Below are 14,707 nucleotides of genomic sequence, written 5' to 3'. Positions count from 1 at the left end.
GCTGTCTGGTCGTTCGAAAACCAGGATCGGAGAAATTTCTCCGGCGCGCGCCTCCAAACGCCACCGCCCGAGCCTCTAACCTGGGGAGGCTCACAGCATGTCCATCCATACCATCTTGTCCGCTTCGCCCGGCTATCGCGGGGGAGCTGACACCTCACGCGCCAGGCCGGGCCCGCCGAACGCGCCGCAAGGCCATGGTCGAGGGGGCGGCGCTCGCCACGAGGCCTGCCGCATGATCACGCTGAGGGCGCTTTACGCCGCGTTTTTGGTCTTCGCGCTCGCCGCGATGCCTTGCCAGGCCGCTCCACGCGTCGTCGAAGGCGTCCGGCCCGAAGCCGAAGACATCGACGCGTTCGCGCGCAAGGCGCTGGCCAGAGTCGGGGTCGTGCCCGGTCTCTCCGTGACGGTGGTCAAAGGGCCCGATGTCGTGATGACCGCCGGCTATGGCGTGGCCGACCTGCGGTCGGGCAAGACCGTCGATGCGGACACGGGATTCTACATCGCCTCATCGACCAAGGCGTTCACCGCGCTCTCGATCGCCGCCATGGCCGAGCGCGGGATGTTCAGCCTTGAGGCGCCTCTCAACACCTGGATCGGCAAGAGTCCGTTGCCGGCCGACCTGGCCGCTTCCATCAGCCTGAACGATCTGCTGAGCCATCGCTCGGGCCTCGAGAACGCGCCGATCACCTTCCGGGCGGCCTATTCGGGCGCGAGCACGCCCAGGATCATGATCCATTTGCTGGCGGATACGCGCCGTGGCCGGCCGTACGGAACGTTCCGCTACGCGAACACCGGCTACAACCTGGCCACCACACTGATCGAGGACCGCTTCGGCCGCGACTGGCGAACGATGGTCGACAAGGAAGTTCTGGGGCCGGTCGGGATGCGCCACACCACGGCCCGGATCGACCGGGCGCGGCGCACGATGCTGATCGCGGTCGGCCACACACCGGGGCCGGACGAGCGCATGGCGCCAAGCGCTCTACAGAAGACCGACGCCACCATGCAATCAGCCGGCGGTCTGGTCTCGACCGCGCGCGATATGGCCCGGTGGCTGGAAATCCAGCTGAACGACGGCGTCGTGGATGGCCGTCGCGCGTTTCCATCCGGCCTCGTCGCCTCCACCCACCGGTCGCTGATCGCCCAACAGGCCAAGTTCGGCCACTATCTGCGCGATGGTTATGGCCTGGGCTGGCAGACGGGGCGCTATGGCGAGGCGGTGCTGATCCACCATTTCGGCAACTTCGCTGGATCGCGGACGCACGTCTCCTTGATGCCGGAGCGTGGACTGGGCGTTGCGGTGATGGCCAACGAGGACGCGCTGGCCGGAGAGCTAGTCGATCTGGTGGCGAACTATGCCTACGACCGTTTTGCTGGTCGGCCCGACCTTGAAGCCTACTACGACAACGAATTGGCGGCGCTGGTGGAACGCCTGGACAAGCGACGCGGAGGCCTGGCGGCGAGCCGGATCGAACGCGCCGCGCGGCCCTGGTCGCTGAAACGCCCAATGAGAACCTATGTCGGCGCGTACGAGAATCCGGCCATGGGGCGCATCGACATCGCCGAGAAGGAGGGCCGCATGGTCGTGAAGGTGGGGCCGATGTCCTCGTTGGCCGAGGCCGCCACCGATCAGGAGAGCGTTCGGGTCGAGTTGATCCCGCTCACGGGGCAAATCGTTCGCTTCGAGGCTCCCGGCAAGCTCGTCTACGACGGCCAGACATATGCCCGGCGGTAGCGCGCTGACCCAAGGCCGCTTGGGGCGTACCTGGTCATCAGCGTCGGCGCCGAGGTTTGGCATCCGGCGGCGCGCCTGCGGGGGCAAATGGCGCTATTGAGCGATGCGATAGAGTCGTCTTTACGCCGCGATATGCTGCGCCGGGAGAAGCGCGCCAACGACGAGCCGGCTGAGCAAGCGATCCCCGATCGGAATAATCGCGTCGACGAAAAGGTCCGATGACGTGGTTTCGATGTGAGGCGGCTCTTGCAGCACGCTGGCGTCCACCTGGAAGGTTTCCTGGACGCCGTCGACGAGCACGCCCGCCAACTGCGCGCCGTGCTGGATCACGACGATGACATGGCGCGACGAGACTTCGGTCATGCTCAAACCTAACCGGCAGCGCAGATCGATGACCGGCATCACCGCACCCCGAAGATTAATGACCCCGAGCACGTAGCTTGGCGTGTGCGGCATCGGCGTCGCCGCGGTCCAACCCCGGATCTCTCTCACGCTGCGGATATCGATACAGAACTCCTGGCCGCCGATCTCAAAGGAGATCAGTTCTAGTTGCCCGGCGCTGGGCAGGCCGCCATCGTTCAGCATTGGGCCATCTCCCTTCGCGCGGATCAGAATTCTTCCCAGGACTGCGCCGCCGCCTGCGCGCCGCCGCCGCCGGGACGCGCGAAGGCGGCGATCTTGGCCTGGGCCCGCGCCACGGGGCGGGGGGCTGGGGCGTGACGGCCAGGCTGCGCGCGTTCGATCCGCGCGGCGGGCGCGCCGGTCTGGAAGCGCGCGACCAGCGAGGCCAGCTCGGCGGATTCGGTCTTCAGATTGGCGGCCGCGGCGGTGACTTCCTCGACCCTGGCGGCGTTCTGCTGAGTGACCTGATCCATCTGATTGACGGCGGTGTTGACCTCATTGAGGCCGGTGGCTTGTTCCTGCGACGAGGTGGCGATCTCGGAGATCAAGACATCGATCTCGGCGATCTTGGTCACGATTCCCGTCAGCGCTTGGCCGGTGTCGCCGACGAGCCTGACGCGGCGTTCGACCTGCGCCGTGCTGCTGGCGATCAAGGTCTTGATCTCCTTGGCCGCCTCGGCCGAACGCTGCGCCAAGGCCCGGACCTCTTGGGCGACGACGGCAAAGCCGCGTCCGGCTTCGCCCGCGCGCGCGGCTTCGACACCGGTGGTGGCGTGAGTATGGGTTTGGAAGATCTATTGGCCGTCCTGACAGCCGACTCGGAGACGGCGGTGGTTGTCACGGATGGCGAGCTTTCGCATCCGGGCCCGACCATCCTGTACGTCAACGGCGCCTTCGAGCGCATGACGGGTTATCCGGGGGCGGAACTGGTGGGGCGGACGCCTCGACTGCTCCAAGGCGAGAAGACCAGTCTTGCGACACGCCGCGCGCTGTCGCGCGCCCTGCGCGCCCTGCGCGCCCTGCGCGCCCTGCGCGCCGGAAAGCGGCTGAAGGTCGCCTTGGTCAACTATCGCAAGTCAGGCGAGGCCTACCGGTGTGAGGTCGAGGTCTTCCCGATTCTCGATAGGGATGGTGTTTTGGTCAACGCCGTGGCGTTGGAGCGTGAAGTCAGGCGACGGCCTGGGCGACGTTCCAGGCTTGGTGAGGTCTAGGCGAGCCCAGCCAAGCCCAGAGCGTCCATCGGCTCGGTGAGGGGCCGGTGATAGGACACCTTCAGCTCCAGGGTCGTGAAGGCTTGCTTCGCGTTGAGCTTGGAGTGCACCGCGCGGCCGCAGGCGGCGTCGAGCAATGTCGCCGCCTAGCCGCCATGCACCGTGCCGATCGGATTGTAGGGCGGCGGCCGGGCAGACCCTCGAAGGTCGCCCAGCCGTCGCCGGCTTCGGTTAGGGAAAACTCCAGGGTGTCGCCGATGGGCGGGCGCCCACCAGCGGCGATCATCGCCTGAATTTGCTCCAGCCCGGAGATGCCTGGCGCGAGCTGGTCAGCCAGAGTGATTTCAGGAACGCTCAGGGTCAGACTCCAGGTCGAGGCGACGGGATGCAGGGCGGCGGTGGGTCCGGCAGGTCAGGTCGCCAGCTGTTTCGGCCCATCGCCCTTGGCCGCGTCGAGCCCAGGATCCTTGATCCTAAACCACATCGCGTAGAGCGCCGGCAGGAAGACGAGGGTCAGGATGGTCCCGCCAATCGTCCCGCCGATTAGGGTGTAGGCCATCGAGGACCAGAACACCGAGAAGGTCAGCGGAATGAAGGCGAAGATCGCGGCCAGGGCGGTGAGGATCACCGGCCTGGCCCGTTGCACCGTCGCCTCGATGACGGCGTGGAACGGGTCCAGGCCCTCGTCCTGATTGTGATGGATCTGGCCGATCAGGATCAGGCTGTTGCGCATGATGATGCCGGCCAGGCCGATCAGGCCGAGGATGGCGTTGAACCCGAACGGCTGGTGGAAGATCAGTAAGGTCGGCGCGACCCCGACCAGGGCCAGCGGCGCGGTCAGCAGCACCATGAACATCGCCGACAGCGAGCGCACTTGGAAGATGATCACCACCATCATCAGGATGAACATCAGCGGGAAGATCGCGGCCAGGGCGACATTGGCCTTGCCGGCCTCCTCAATGGAGCCGCCCATCTCGATCCTGTAGCCGGCCGGAAGGGTCGCGATAATCGGCTTGAGGTCCTTCATCACCTGGCTGGAGACGTCCGGCGGCTGCAGTCGCTCGTCGATATCGCCGCGCACGGTGATCGTTGTCAGCCGGTCGCGGCGGCGCAGGATGGGATCTTCCATGCGCACTTCGGCCCGTCCGATCTGGTCGAGCGGGATGCGCTCGCCCGAGGCCCCGACCAGGGTGAAGGCGCCGAGCCTGGCCGGATCGAGACGGTCGGCGCCGGTGGTGCGGGCCACGATCTCGACCGAGCGGATGTCCTCGCGCACCTGGGTCACGGGCACGCCGGTCAGCAGAAACTGAAGCTGCAGCGACGCATCGCTCGAGCTCAGGCCAAAGGCCCGCAGGCGATCCTGATCGAGTACGAAGTGGACCGTCGGCATGCGCTCGCCCCAGTCGGTGTTGACTTGGCGAAGACCCTCGTTGCGCAGCATCACCGTGCGGACCTGCTCGGCGATCTGGCGAACGCGCGCGGCTTCGGGGCCCATGACGCGGAAGGCCACGGGGAAGGGCGAGGGCGGACCAAACACGATTTGGGTGGCGCGGATCCTGGCGCCGGGCACGGTTCCGCTCGCCGCGAACTGGCGAAGACGACGTTTGAGCACCTCGCGGGCCTTCTGGTCGGGTGTCAGCACGACGATCTTGGCGAAGGACGGATCGGGCAGCTCCGGCGAGATGGCCAGGAAGAACCGCGGCGCGCCCTGGCCGACATAGCTGGTGACGATCTTGGCTTCGGGCTGCTGGCGCAGCCAGGCCTCGACCTTCTCCACCGCCTGGCTGGTCGAGGCGATGCTCTCACCTTCGGGCATCTGCACCTCGATCAGCACTTCTGGCCGATCGGAGATGGGGAAGAACTGCTTCTTGGTCCCGCCCATCATCAGCACGGCGATCACCATCGCCACGCCGACGCTGGCGGCCACCTTGAAGCGGTTGTCCACGGTCCAGGTGACCATCGAACGCAGGCGCCGATAGCGGGGCGTGTCGTAGATCCCCGCGTGCCCGCCCTCGACCGGCTTGATCTTGGGGATCATCAGCACGCCCAGATAGGGCGTGAAGATCACCGCCACGAACCACGAGGTGATCAAGGCGAAGGCCACGACCCAGAAGATGTTGCCGGCATACTCGCCGGCCGTGGACTTGGCGAAGCCCACCGGCATCAGGCCGATGATCGTCACCAGCGTGCCGGCCAGCATCGGCGCGGCGGTGTGGCCCCAGGCATAGGTCGCCGCCGAGATCCGATCCTTACCTTCCTCCATCTTCACGACAATCGTCTCGATGATGATGATGGCGTCGTCGACGAGCAGCCCCAGAGACAGGATCAGCGCGCCCAGCGTGATGCGGTCGAAGTCGCGGCCGGTGACCAGCATGATCACGAACACGCCCGCCAGGGTCAGCGGAACGGCCATGGCCACCACCAGCCCGACCCGGAAGCCCAGGCTGACAAGGCTGACGACGATGACGACCGCGAGCGCCACGAAGAACTTGAGCATGAACTCGTCATAGGCTTCCTCGATGTTCACCGATTGATCGGTGACCTTGGCGAAGGTCATGCCCAGCGGCATCTCCGCGGAGATGGCCTTGGCTTCCTTCTCGAGGCTCTTGCCGAGCTCCAGCCCGTTGTAGCGATCCTTCATCACCACCCCGAGCTCGATGGCCGGCTCGCCGTCACTGCGGATCAGGAAGGTGGCGGGGTCCTGGTAGCCGCGCTTGACCTCGGCGATGTCGGCCAGCTTGAGCGTGCGGCCGCCGACCACGATCGGCGTCTGGCGGATTTTCTCCAGATCGTCGAGCGCGCCGTCCAGGCGGATCTGCACCTGCGGTCCCTGGGTCTCGATCGAGCCGCCCGGGGTGACGAGGTTTTGGTCGTTGAGGCCGGCGAAGAGGTCTCGGGGATTCACGCCCAGCGTCGCCAGGCGCGCCTGCGAGAACTCCACGAAGATCTTCTGCGGCTGCTCGCCGATGATCATCACCTTCTTGACGCCCGGGACGTGCAGTAGTCGCTGGCGCAGCGTCTCGGCCTGGCGCACCAGCTGGCGGTGAGGCTCGCCCTTGGCCTTGAGGGCGTAGAGGGCGAAGGTGACGTCGCCGTACTCGTCATTGACGAACGGACCCAGGACGCCGCGCGGAAGATTGGCCGCTTCGTCGCTCATCTTCTTGCGGGTCTGGTAGAACTGCTCGGGAACCTCCTTGGGCGGGATCTGATCCTTCAGCGTCAGGGTCGTGAAGGCCATGCCCGGCCGCGTGAAGGTCTCGGACCGATCGTACCACTTCAGCTCTTGCAGGCGCTTTTCGAGCGGCTCGGCGACCTGGTCCTGCATCTCCTGGGCCGTGGCGCCGGGCCAGGCGCTGATGATGGTCATGACCTTGATCGAGAAGCTGGGGTCTTCGGCGCGCCCCAGTTTCATGAAGGCGAAGGCGCCCGCGAAGGTCACGGCGATGATCAGGAACAGGGTGATCGAGCGCTCGCGGACCGCCAGGGCGGAGAGATTGAAATTCATTGGACCGCTCCGGTCTGGACGCGGACTTTCTGGCCCTGGTGGAGCATGTGGGCGCCCAAGGCCACGAAGCGGTCGCCGCCGGACAGGCCGCTGGCGATCGTCACCGTCTCGGTCCCCAGCGACGCCACTTGCACGGCGCGCCATTGGACGGTGGAGGTGCGCGGGTCGATGACCCAGACGCCCGGGCCCTTGCCGGGGTCGTAGAGGGCGCCGATCGGCGCCTCGACGCCGCGCGCCGCCGCGCCGCCGGCTTGGCCGGGCAGGGCCACGACCATGGTCGAGCCCAGCGGCGCCTGGGCGGCGGGGCCGCTCAACACGTACTTGGCCTCATAGGTGCGGGTGCGCGGGTCGGCCGCGTCCGAGAGCTGGCGAAGCCGCGCCCGGCCAGCCTTGGCGCCCGTGAAGACATAGGCGTCCGCCGTCGAGCCGAGCGCGGGGCGAACGGTCTCGGGCAAGGTGATGGTGGCCTCGCGCGGCCCGGCATGAGCCAGGCGCACGACGGGCTGGCCAGCGGCAACGACCTGTCCGGGCTCGGCCAGGGTCTCCATCACCACGCCGTCGCCGTCGGCGGTCAGCACCGCGTAGCCGGCGGTGTTGCGCGAGACGCGGGCCTGGGCCCGAGCCGCCGCCAGTTGCGCTTGGGCCGCGTCGGCGGCGGCCTTGGTCTGGTCGTAGACCAGCGCGGAAACCGCGCCGGCTGAAACCAGCCCCCGGTAGCGTCGCTCCTCCGACGCCGCCTGCACCGCGCGGGCGCGGGCGGCTTCGACCAGCTCGTTCTGGGCCGCGACGGCCAGGGCGTAGTCGGCGGCGTCGATGCGCATTAGCGGCTGGCCGCGACGCACCGTCTGGCCGGCGTCGACCAGGCGGGCGACCACCTTGCCGGCGACTCGAAAGCCCAGGTCGCTCTGGACGCGGGCCGAAACAACGCCGCTGAACCGCCGCTCGCCGGTGGCCGCCGGCCCCGCGACCGCCGCCCGGACGATCGGGGGCTGGGTGCGCGGATCGTTGGCGTCGGCCTTGCCGCCACAGGCGGCCAACGGCGTGAGGCCGGCCAGGAGCAGGGCGGTGGCGAGGGTTCGGGACGACATGGCTTAAGGCTCCTGCCTTGACGGAAGGCGCTTAAGCTGATGGCGAGTGACTAAATTGTCAACTAGTCACTTTGCGCTCAGGGTGCGAGACTCCTGAGCACCAGGTTTACGGCCTTGGTCGGCGCTTCGGGCAGGTCGTCCAGATTGTGCTTGAGCATCAGTGGATTCATGAAGCTCTGCATAACTAGCAAGATCGCCTCGCAGATCTCGTCGATCGGGGTCTTGCGCTCGAACTCGCCCGTCTCGCGGCCCAGCAGGATAATGTCGCGAAGGATGGCTTCGGCTCGCGCCAGATAGGCGATCACCGAGGGCCAGCGTTCCTCGGCCGAGTGGGCCGCGATGTCGTAAAGTAGCTTGTCTTGGAAAAAGAGCTCGGCGCTAGTTCCGATTATTCCATTGAAAAAGCGTCGCAATTTGTCGGAGGCTGTCTTGCCCTCGGCGACTCCGGCCTCGCCCGCGGCAAGCACCTTGTCCAGGCATTGAACGCAGATCGCCTGACCGATCGCCTGCTTGGAGTCGAAGAACTTGTAGATGTAGGCCTTGGAGAATCCGATCGCCTTGGCGAGGTCCGCGACCGTCGTCTTGCCGTAGCCATAGCGGCTGAAATGCGCCTCGGCCGCGTCCACGATCTGGTCGCGAATGCCGTGCTCGACTGGGCCGCGTTGGCCGTCGGCTGAAGGTGAGGGTTCGAGATTGCTCATGGCTGGGAGGCTAACATCGGTCGCCACGATTGACAAACTGTTGACGATATTGGAATTTGGTCACGAACGAACTGTCATGCCCGGAAAGTTTGCCATGCGCCCCGTCTTCCTTCGGACCCTTCCCGCGCTCGCCGGCGTCGCCGTGCTGGGCGGGTGCGCGATCGGACCCAACTATGCGGCCCCGAAAATCACCGCCCCAGCGTCCTACATGGGGCAGGGCGCCGTTCTGGCGAGGCCCGAGTCAGCCGCGCCGGTCGACGCTTGGTGGCGCGGCTTCAACGATCCCGTGCTCGACAAGATGGTCGACCGCGCCCTAGCCCAGAACCTCGACCTGACGCAGGCCGCTGCCCGCGTGATCCAGGCGCGGGCGGGCTTGGGCGCGGCGACCGCCGCCCTGCTGCCGTCGGCCTCGGTCGAGGCGCGCGGAGCCCGGGCCCATGCCTCCACCCACACGCCGACCGGCCGGCTGCTGGCCGCCACGCCCAACTTCGATCGCGACGGCGCGCTCTATGAGGCCAATTTCGTCTCTGGCTGGGAGCTGGACGTGTTCGGCGGTTCGCGCCGCGACCAGGAGGCGGCCCGCGCCCAATACGAGGGCGCGCGGGCCGGCGTCGCCGCGGCGCGGCTGGCGGTCGCCGCCCAGACCGCCGATACCTACATGCTGATCCGCGGCCTGCAGGCCAGGTTGGCCGTCGCCCGCCAGCAGGTGGAGACGCAAGGCCGGCTGGTCGAGACGGTCCGCCTGCAGCGCGCGCAGGGCGTCGCCGCCGAACTTCAACTCGAGCAGGCGCTCGGCGCCCTGCAGCAGACCAAGGCCGGCATCCCCGCCCTCGAGGAAGGCCTGGACGCGGCGCTCAACGCCATGGACGTGCTCTTGGGCGCGCAGCCGGGTACCTATCGCGCCGAGCTGGCCGTGGCGGCCCCGATCCCGGCCGCGCCGGGCCTGGCCGAGGCCGGTGGTCCGGCCGACCTGCTGCTGCGGCGTCCCGACCTGGTGGTGGCCGAGCAGCGGCTTCGCGCGAGCAACGCTCAGATCGGCTCGGCCCTGTCGCAATATTTCCCGAAGTTCTCATTGAGCGGCCTAGTCGGCACAGCCACCACCAGCAGCGGCGCCCTTTTTGAGAGTCCTGCCTCCCAGGCCCAGGGCCTCCTGGGCCTTCGCTGGCGGCTTTTCGACTTTGGGCGGGTCGGCGCCGAGGTTAGCGCCGCGCGCGGTCAGAAGGCCGAGGCGCTCGCGGCCTACCAGCAGTCGCTCCTGCGCGCGACCGAGGACGTAGAGAACGCGTTCTCCAGCCTGATCAAGCGCGAAGACCAAGAGCGAGTTCTGGCGGAGGGTGAGGAGTCGCTGGTTCGGGCCAGGAACGCTTCCAAGCTCGCCTATGAATCCGGCGTCGTTAGTCTCATCGAGGTGCTGGATGCCGATACCCGCCTGCTGTCGGTGCGAGACGCCAGGGTCCAGGCCCGCGCGGAAGCGGCCCGCGCCTCCATTCGTTCGTTCCGAGCCTTGGGCGGCGGCTGGGACCAAATGGTCAGGGCGAGCGACGGTTAGCGCTCCGCCGTCAGCGTTAGCAATTGAACGTCCGGAGTCTGGCGTGGCTCCAAGGTCAGCTCGCGTCCTCGCCACTCGCGGACAATCTCATTCGGTAGCCGAAACGCCTTCGCGCACCGTATCGATGAAGGCGCGCAGGGCGGGGCTCATCTGGCGCTGACGAGGAAAGCAAAGGTGGTGGCCCGGGAAGGGCTCGCACCAGGGCTCCAGCATGGGGACCAGCAGGCCATCGGCGATGGCCTGGCGGGCGGCGCGCTCGACGGAGAAGGCGATGCCGACGCCGTCGATGGCGGCCTTCAGGGCCATGTCCTTGCTGTTGACGATTAGCGGCCCGTCGACCTCGACCTCGAACCAGGCGCCATTTTCGAAGAACTCCCAGCGATAGGGCTGGGTGCGGCCCGGCCAGCGCCAGCGGATGCAGTCGTGGCCTAGCAGGTCGCGCGGATGGACCGGCAGGTCGCGTTCGGCGAGGTAGCTTGGCGCGGCGACCGGGATCTGCCGCACGGGCGGCTCCAATGGCGCGGCGATCATGTCGCGCTCGATAACCTCGCCGATGCGGATCGCCGCGTCGAACCCCGCCGCCACGGTGTCGACGACCTCGTCGTCGATCGTGATGTCCAGCACGACCTGCGGAAAGGCGCTGTGGAACGCGGGCAGGATCGGCTGGACGTAGAGCTCCGCGGCCGAGCGGAACACGTGGACCCGTACCGTACCCGATGGACGCTCCTGGTAGAGGCGGGCCTGGCCGACGGCCTGGCTGAGCTCGACCACCGCCGGGGCGACGCGGCGCAGCAGGTTCTCGCCGGCTTCGGTCAGCGAGACGCTGCGGGTGGTGCGGTTCAGCAGACGAACGCCGATCCGGTCCTCGAAGACCCGAACCACCTGGCTGAGGGCGGAGGGCGTGACCCCGAGGGTCTCGGCGGCGCGGGTAAAGCTCAGGGCCTGGGCCACCGCCACGAAAGCGCGCAGGTGAGCGAAGTCGCTGCCGCTCAGCATCGCGTCGGTATCCAGGGTCATTGCTTAGCTCACCTTATAAGCTCGCGAAGATATAGCTCTATTCTGAAGTCGCGCCTGCGGGGGCACAAGGTACGCCTGACAAGGAGCATGCGATGACGAAGCATTGGTTCATCACTGGGATCTCGCGCGGCCTGGGGCTCGCGCTGGCCCAGGCGGTCCTGGCGCGGGGCGACACCGTGGTCGGCACGGTACGCTCGGGCGCGCCGGTGATCGAGGCAGGGCCGGGGAGGCTGCACGTCCTAATCCTGGATGTCACCGATGGCGCGGCCATCGACCGCGCCGTCGACGAGGCCTTCCGCCTGGCCAGTGGAAGGTTGGACATCGTGGTCAACAACGCCGGCTACGGCCTGCTGGGGGCGCTGGAGGACGCCACGGACGCGGAGGCCGAGCGGCTGTTCGCCACCGACGTCTTCGGGCCGTTCAAGGTCATTCGCGCGGCCTTGCCCAGACTGCGTGCGCAGGGGGAAGCGCGGATTCTCAACATCACCTCGATCGCCGGCCGGGCGCCGGGGGCGGCCTCGGCGCTCTACGCCGCGGCGAAGTACGCCTTGGAGGGGATGACGGCGTCGCTGCACCAGGAAGTCGCGCCGCTGGGCGTCAAGCTGACCGCCGTCGCGCCGGGCGCCTTCCGCACGGACTTCCTCTCGGCCCATTCGATCCGGCTGAGCGAGACGCGCGCGGCGGGCTATGACGCCACGGTCGGCGCGGCGAACGCGGCCTTCTCGTCGATGGCCGGCCAGCAACTGGGCGATCCGGATCGCGCGGCCGAGGCCCTGCTGCGCATCGTCGACGCGCCCGATCCGCCGCTGCACCTGCTGCTCGGCTCCGACGCCTTGCGCCGGGCGCGCGCCAAGCTCGCGGCGGTCGAGGCGGAGATCGGGACTTGGGAGGACCTTACGATCAGCACCGACTTCCCGGACGCTTGAGGGAAGATACAGCCGCGGCGCCGGCCTGGCGTCGCGGCTGATCAGGACCCTCGCGCGACGGCCCCAGGCGGAATGTCGGGTTCCTGGACCTGATCCAAGGTCGGCTCTTGATGCCGTGGGCCTCGGGTAACCCTGGCTCGGCTCCGATAGGCCGATCGTGCTGCGATCTGGGCGAGACCCGGTGGCGAGCACATCGGAGGGTAAGATGACATCGACTGCTGGGTTCCATTCCTCAACGATCCACTCGACGGGAGCTGTGTCGTTCACCACCTCGCGAACGGGGAAATTGTCTCTGAACTGGGGTTAGGGCGCCAACGCGCCATTCATTCTCCCCATCCCATAGCCACCAAGTACCTACGACTCCGGTCCGAAAGCTGAGGGACCTAGCGCCCTCAGTCTTGCGCCAGGCAAGGCGAAACGAAGAGCTCGCCGCGCCAGACGCCCCGTGCGGTCAAGGCCGCGACGATCAGCCAGAGCACGGCCAGGGCGGCGACCAGGCCCTGGGCGAAGACCGCCAGGATGGGGATCGGCAGCAAGGTCGACAGCCGCAGGGTCGCCACGGCATAGACGCCCAGGGGAAAGGTGTAGGCCCACCAACCCAGATTGAACGGCAGGCCGGCGCGCAGGTGACGCAGCGTGATCATCGTCGCCATGGCCAGCCACCACAGGCCATAACCCCACATCAGCACCCCGCCGATCAGGCCGATCCCTCTCGCCGCCTCGCCATAGGCGCCAAGGCCGTTGGCCGCGAGGATGGCCGGCGCGGCCGCGCCGGTCACCAGCAGGCCCAGCGCTCCGGTGCCGATCGGCCCCAAGGCCAGCCAGCTGGTCGCGGCCATGTGGGCCGGCGGTAGCTTGTGCAGCGCCAGACGCAGAAACAGGATGACCAGGACGCCCAGGGCCAGGGGCACCGAGCAGGCCCACAGGCCATAGCTGGCGATCAGCACCGCCAGGGCCGGCGCCGCCGTCAGATGCGGCGCCAGAAGACCGCCGCTGACCGCCGCCACCTCGCTGGCCACGATCGGCAGCAGCCAGGTCGCGGTCATCTGTTCCAGGCTATGGTCCTGGCGGGTGAACATCAGGAACGGAACGGCAAGGCCACAGGCCAGGGCCATCAGCGCGTCCAGGCCCCAGAGCGCCTGGGCGATCACGATTGCCTGATGGCCCCAGCGCGGCGCGCCAAACAGCAGCAGACCGTTGATGATCGTCGCCAGACCCATGGGCACGCAGCCCAGGGACATCGACATCACACCATGGCGGAAGATCCGCCGCGCGCCGTCGAAATAGAACATCCAGCGCGCCGCGTAGAGGCTCGCGAACAGAACAAACAGGCCGGTGTCGAACATCCACAGGCCCCGGGCGATCGCCTTCTGTCCGGGCAGCTGGACCGGGATCTGGGCCAAGGCGAGCGCCAGAATGCCCGTGCCCATCGTCGCGGCGAACCAGTTGGGCGTGAACTGGCGCACGACCTCGGTGGGCCCGGCCAGCTTTGACAGGGACCCCAGCCTGTAGACGGAATGGGTTTGGGCTTGGAACACGAGACGCTCTCCTGGGGAGCGCACCAAGCGCCCGCGCCGAGGTTATGAACGCCAAGGACCGTTCTCTTCCAACACGATTTTTAACTCAAATCATTCGATAAAATCGAACAATCAGCCCAGCGCCAGGAAGACGTCCGCCGCTCGGCCGCGGTAGCGATCCTTGTGACGCAGCAGGCTGTAGGCGCGCGGCGGCAGGTCGAGTGGGATTTCGACAAGGGCGCCATTGGTCAGGCCCGAGGCGGCGACGCTGCGAGCCATGACCGCCGCCCCCGCGCCGGCCTCGATGGCGGTGCGCACCGCCTCGTTGGACGGCAGCACCAAGGCGACATCCAGCCCGCCCAATGTCAGCCCTCGCTGCCCCAGAGCCGCCTCGAAGGCGCCGCGCGTTCCCGAGCCGGGCTCACGCAGCACCCAGGCCGTCGACGTCAGGTCCAGGGCCGCCGAGGATGGGGCCGCCGCCCAAGGATGGTCCCGGCCGACCACCAGGCTCAACCGGTCGTGATCGACGACCTGGACGGTCAAGGCCGCCGCATCGACGTCGCCCTCGACGAAACCCAGTTCCGCCTCGCCTTCCTCCACCGCGCGAGCGACCTGGGCGGTGTTGCCGATGGCGATGTCGAGCACGATCCCAGGATAGGTCCGGTGAAAGGCGGCCAGCCTTGGCGGAAGCCAGTAGCTGGCGATCGTCTGGCTGGCGTGGATCGTCAACCGCCCGCGCGACAGGTCGCCAAGATCGGCGAGCGCGGCTTCCGCCGCCGCCGCGCGGGCCAGGACCGCCCGCGCCTCGACCAGGAAGATTTCGCCGGCCGGGTTGAGCACGATGGAGCGCCCGACCCGATCGAACAGGGCCACGCCATGACGCGCTTCCAGCGCCGTGACCGCGCTGCTGACCGCCGACTGGGTCAGGTGGAGCGCCTGGGCCGCCTTCGTCACATGCGCCCGCTCGGCGACCGCGACGAAGATACGGAGCTGCTCAAGGGTCATGCCTAACCCTAGCCCGCGGCCCGGCTCGAGGTCCATGCGCGCCGGACCGGG

12 protein-coding genes and 1 pseudogene are annotated in these 14,707 nt (G+C 67.9%); 4 read left to right on the top strand and 9 right to left on the bottom strand.

What is annotated here, in order from left to right; translation table 11 throughout:
• Positions 1 to 232: 232 nt before the first annotated feature.
• Positions 233 to 1,735 carry a serine hydrolase gene (locus ACW173_RS18895; RefSeq protein WP_492081631.1) on the top strand — a complete coding sequence of 501 codons (1,503 nt, stop codon included), beginning with the start codon at positions 233 to 235 and terminating at the stop codon, positions 1,733 to 1,735.
• 120 nt (positions 1,736 to 1,855) lie between these two features.
• Here the strand turns inward: ACW173_RS18895 and ACW173_RS18890 are convergent, their stop codons facing one another.
• A complete protein-coding gene (locus tag ACW173_RS18890) occupies positions 1,856 to 2,320 on the bottom strand; it encodes a chemotaxis protein CheW (protein ID WP_492081630.1) in 465 nt (154 codons plus the stop codon).
• 23 nt (positions 2,321 to 2,343) lie between these two features.
• A pseudogene (locus ACW173_RS18885) lies at positions 2,344 to 2,928 on the bottom strand (methyl-accepting chemotaxis protein); the annotation flags it as partial.
• Here ACW173_RS18885 and ACW173_RS18880 point away from each other — a divergent pair.
• Positions 2,917 to 3,348 (top strand): PAS domain-containing protein, encoded by a 432-nt coding sequence (locus ACW173_RS18880; RefSeq protein WP_492086012.1) that lies wholly within the window; start codon positions 2,917 to 2,919, stop codon positions 3,346 to 3,348. The pseudogene ACW173_RS18885 and the gene ACW173_RS18880 overlap by 12 nt on opposite strands.
• Here the strand turns inward: ACW173_RS18880 and ACW173_RS18875 are convergent.
• The 4 genes from ACW173_RS18875 to ACW173_RS18860 all read right to left on the bottom strand — a co-directional run bounded on the left by ACW173_RS18875 (position 3,345) and on the right by ACW173_RS18860 (position 8,642).
• Positions 3,345 to 3,485 (bottom strand): hotdog domain-containing protein, encoded by a 141-nt coding sequence (locus ACW173_RS18875; protein WP_492081629.1) that lies wholly within the window; start codon positions 3,483 to 3,485, stop codon positions 3,345 to 3,347. The two genes, ACW173_RS18880 and ACW173_RS18875, sit on opposite strands and share 4 nt — an antisense overlap.
• A gap of 275 nt (positions 3,486 to 3,760) precedes the next feature.
• Positions 3,761 to 6,853: an efflux RND transporter permease subunit gene (locus ACW173_RS18870; protein ID WP_492081628.1), complete on the bottom strand. Its 3,093-nt coding sequence runs from the start codon at positions 6,851 to 6,853 to the stop codon at positions 3,761 to 3,763.
• Complete coding sequence (locus ACW173_RS18865) at positions 6,850 to 7,941, bottom strand: efflux RND transporter periplasmic adaptor subunit (RefSeq protein WP_492081627.1); 1,092 nt, start codon at positions 7,939 to 7,941, stop codon at positions 6,850 to 6,852. The genes ACW173_RS18870 and ACW173_RS18865 overlap by 4 nt, the downstream gene beginning before the upstream one ends.
• A 77-nt stretch (positions 7,942 to 8,018) precedes the next feature.
• Complete coding sequence (locus tag ACW173_RS18860; protein ID WP_492086011.1) at positions 8,019 to 8,642, bottom strand: TetR/AcrR family transcriptional regulator; 624 nt, start codon at positions 8,640 to 8,642, stop codon at positions 8,019 to 8,021.
• Between the two features lie 94 nt (positions 8,643 to 8,736).
• Here ACW173_RS18860 and ACW173_RS18855 point away from each other — a divergent pair, with 94 nt between their 5' ends.
• Positions 8,737 to 10,191 (top strand): efflux transporter outer membrane subunit, encoded by a 1,455-nt coding sequence (locus ACW173_RS18855; protein WP_492081626.1) that lies wholly within the window; start codon positions 8,737 to 8,739, stop codon positions 10,189 to 10,191.
• A gap of 87 nt (positions 10,192 to 10,278) precedes the next feature.
• Here ACW173_RS18855 and ACW173_RS18850 read toward each other — a convergent pair whose 3' ends face one another.
• The gene (locus ACW173_RS18850; protein ID WP_492081625.1) at positions 10,279 to 11,208 is read right to left on the bottom strand and encodes a LysR family transcriptional regulator; all 930 of its coding nucleotides are present in this window, start codon (positions 11,206 to 11,208) and stop codon (positions 10,279 to 10,281) included.
• Between the two features lie 92 nt (positions 11,209 to 11,300).
• Here ACW173_RS18850 and ACW173_RS18845 point away from each other — a divergent pair, with 92 nt between their 5' ends.
• On the top strand, positions 11,301 to 12,134 hold the full coding sequence (locus tag ACW173_RS18845) for an oxidoreductase (protein WP_492081624.1): 834 nt from the start codon (positions 11,301 to 11,303) through the stop codon (positions 12,132 to 12,134).
• 392 nt (positions 12,135 to 12,526) lie between these two features.
• Here ACW173_RS18845 and ACW173_RS18840 read toward each other — a convergent pair whose 3' ends face one another.
• Together ACW173_RS18840 and ACW173_RS18835 are read right to left on the bottom strand one after the other, a co-directional pair.
• Positions 12,527 to 13,672 carry a TDT family transporter gene (locus ACW173_RS18840; RefSeq protein WP_492081623.1) on the bottom strand — a complete coding sequence of 382 codons (1,146 nt, stop codon included), beginning with the start codon at positions 13,670 to 13,672 and terminating at the stop codon, positions 12,527 to 12,529.
• Positions 13,673 to 13,783: 111 nt separating this feature from the next.
• Positions 13,784 to 14,656, bottom strand: a complete 873-nt coding sequence (locus tag ACW173_RS18835; protein ID WP_492081622.1) for a LysR family transcriptional regulator — start codon at positions 14,654 to 14,656, stop codon at positions 13,784 to 13,786.
• Between the last annotated feature and the right edge of the window lie 51 nt (positions 14,657 to 14,707).

The sequence above is a fragment of the Caulobacter sp. ALps2 genome (assembly GCF_058681635.1).
The sequence above is the reverse complement of the archived record's forward strand: the minus strand, read 5'-3'. Positions and strand labels throughout refer to the sequence as shown.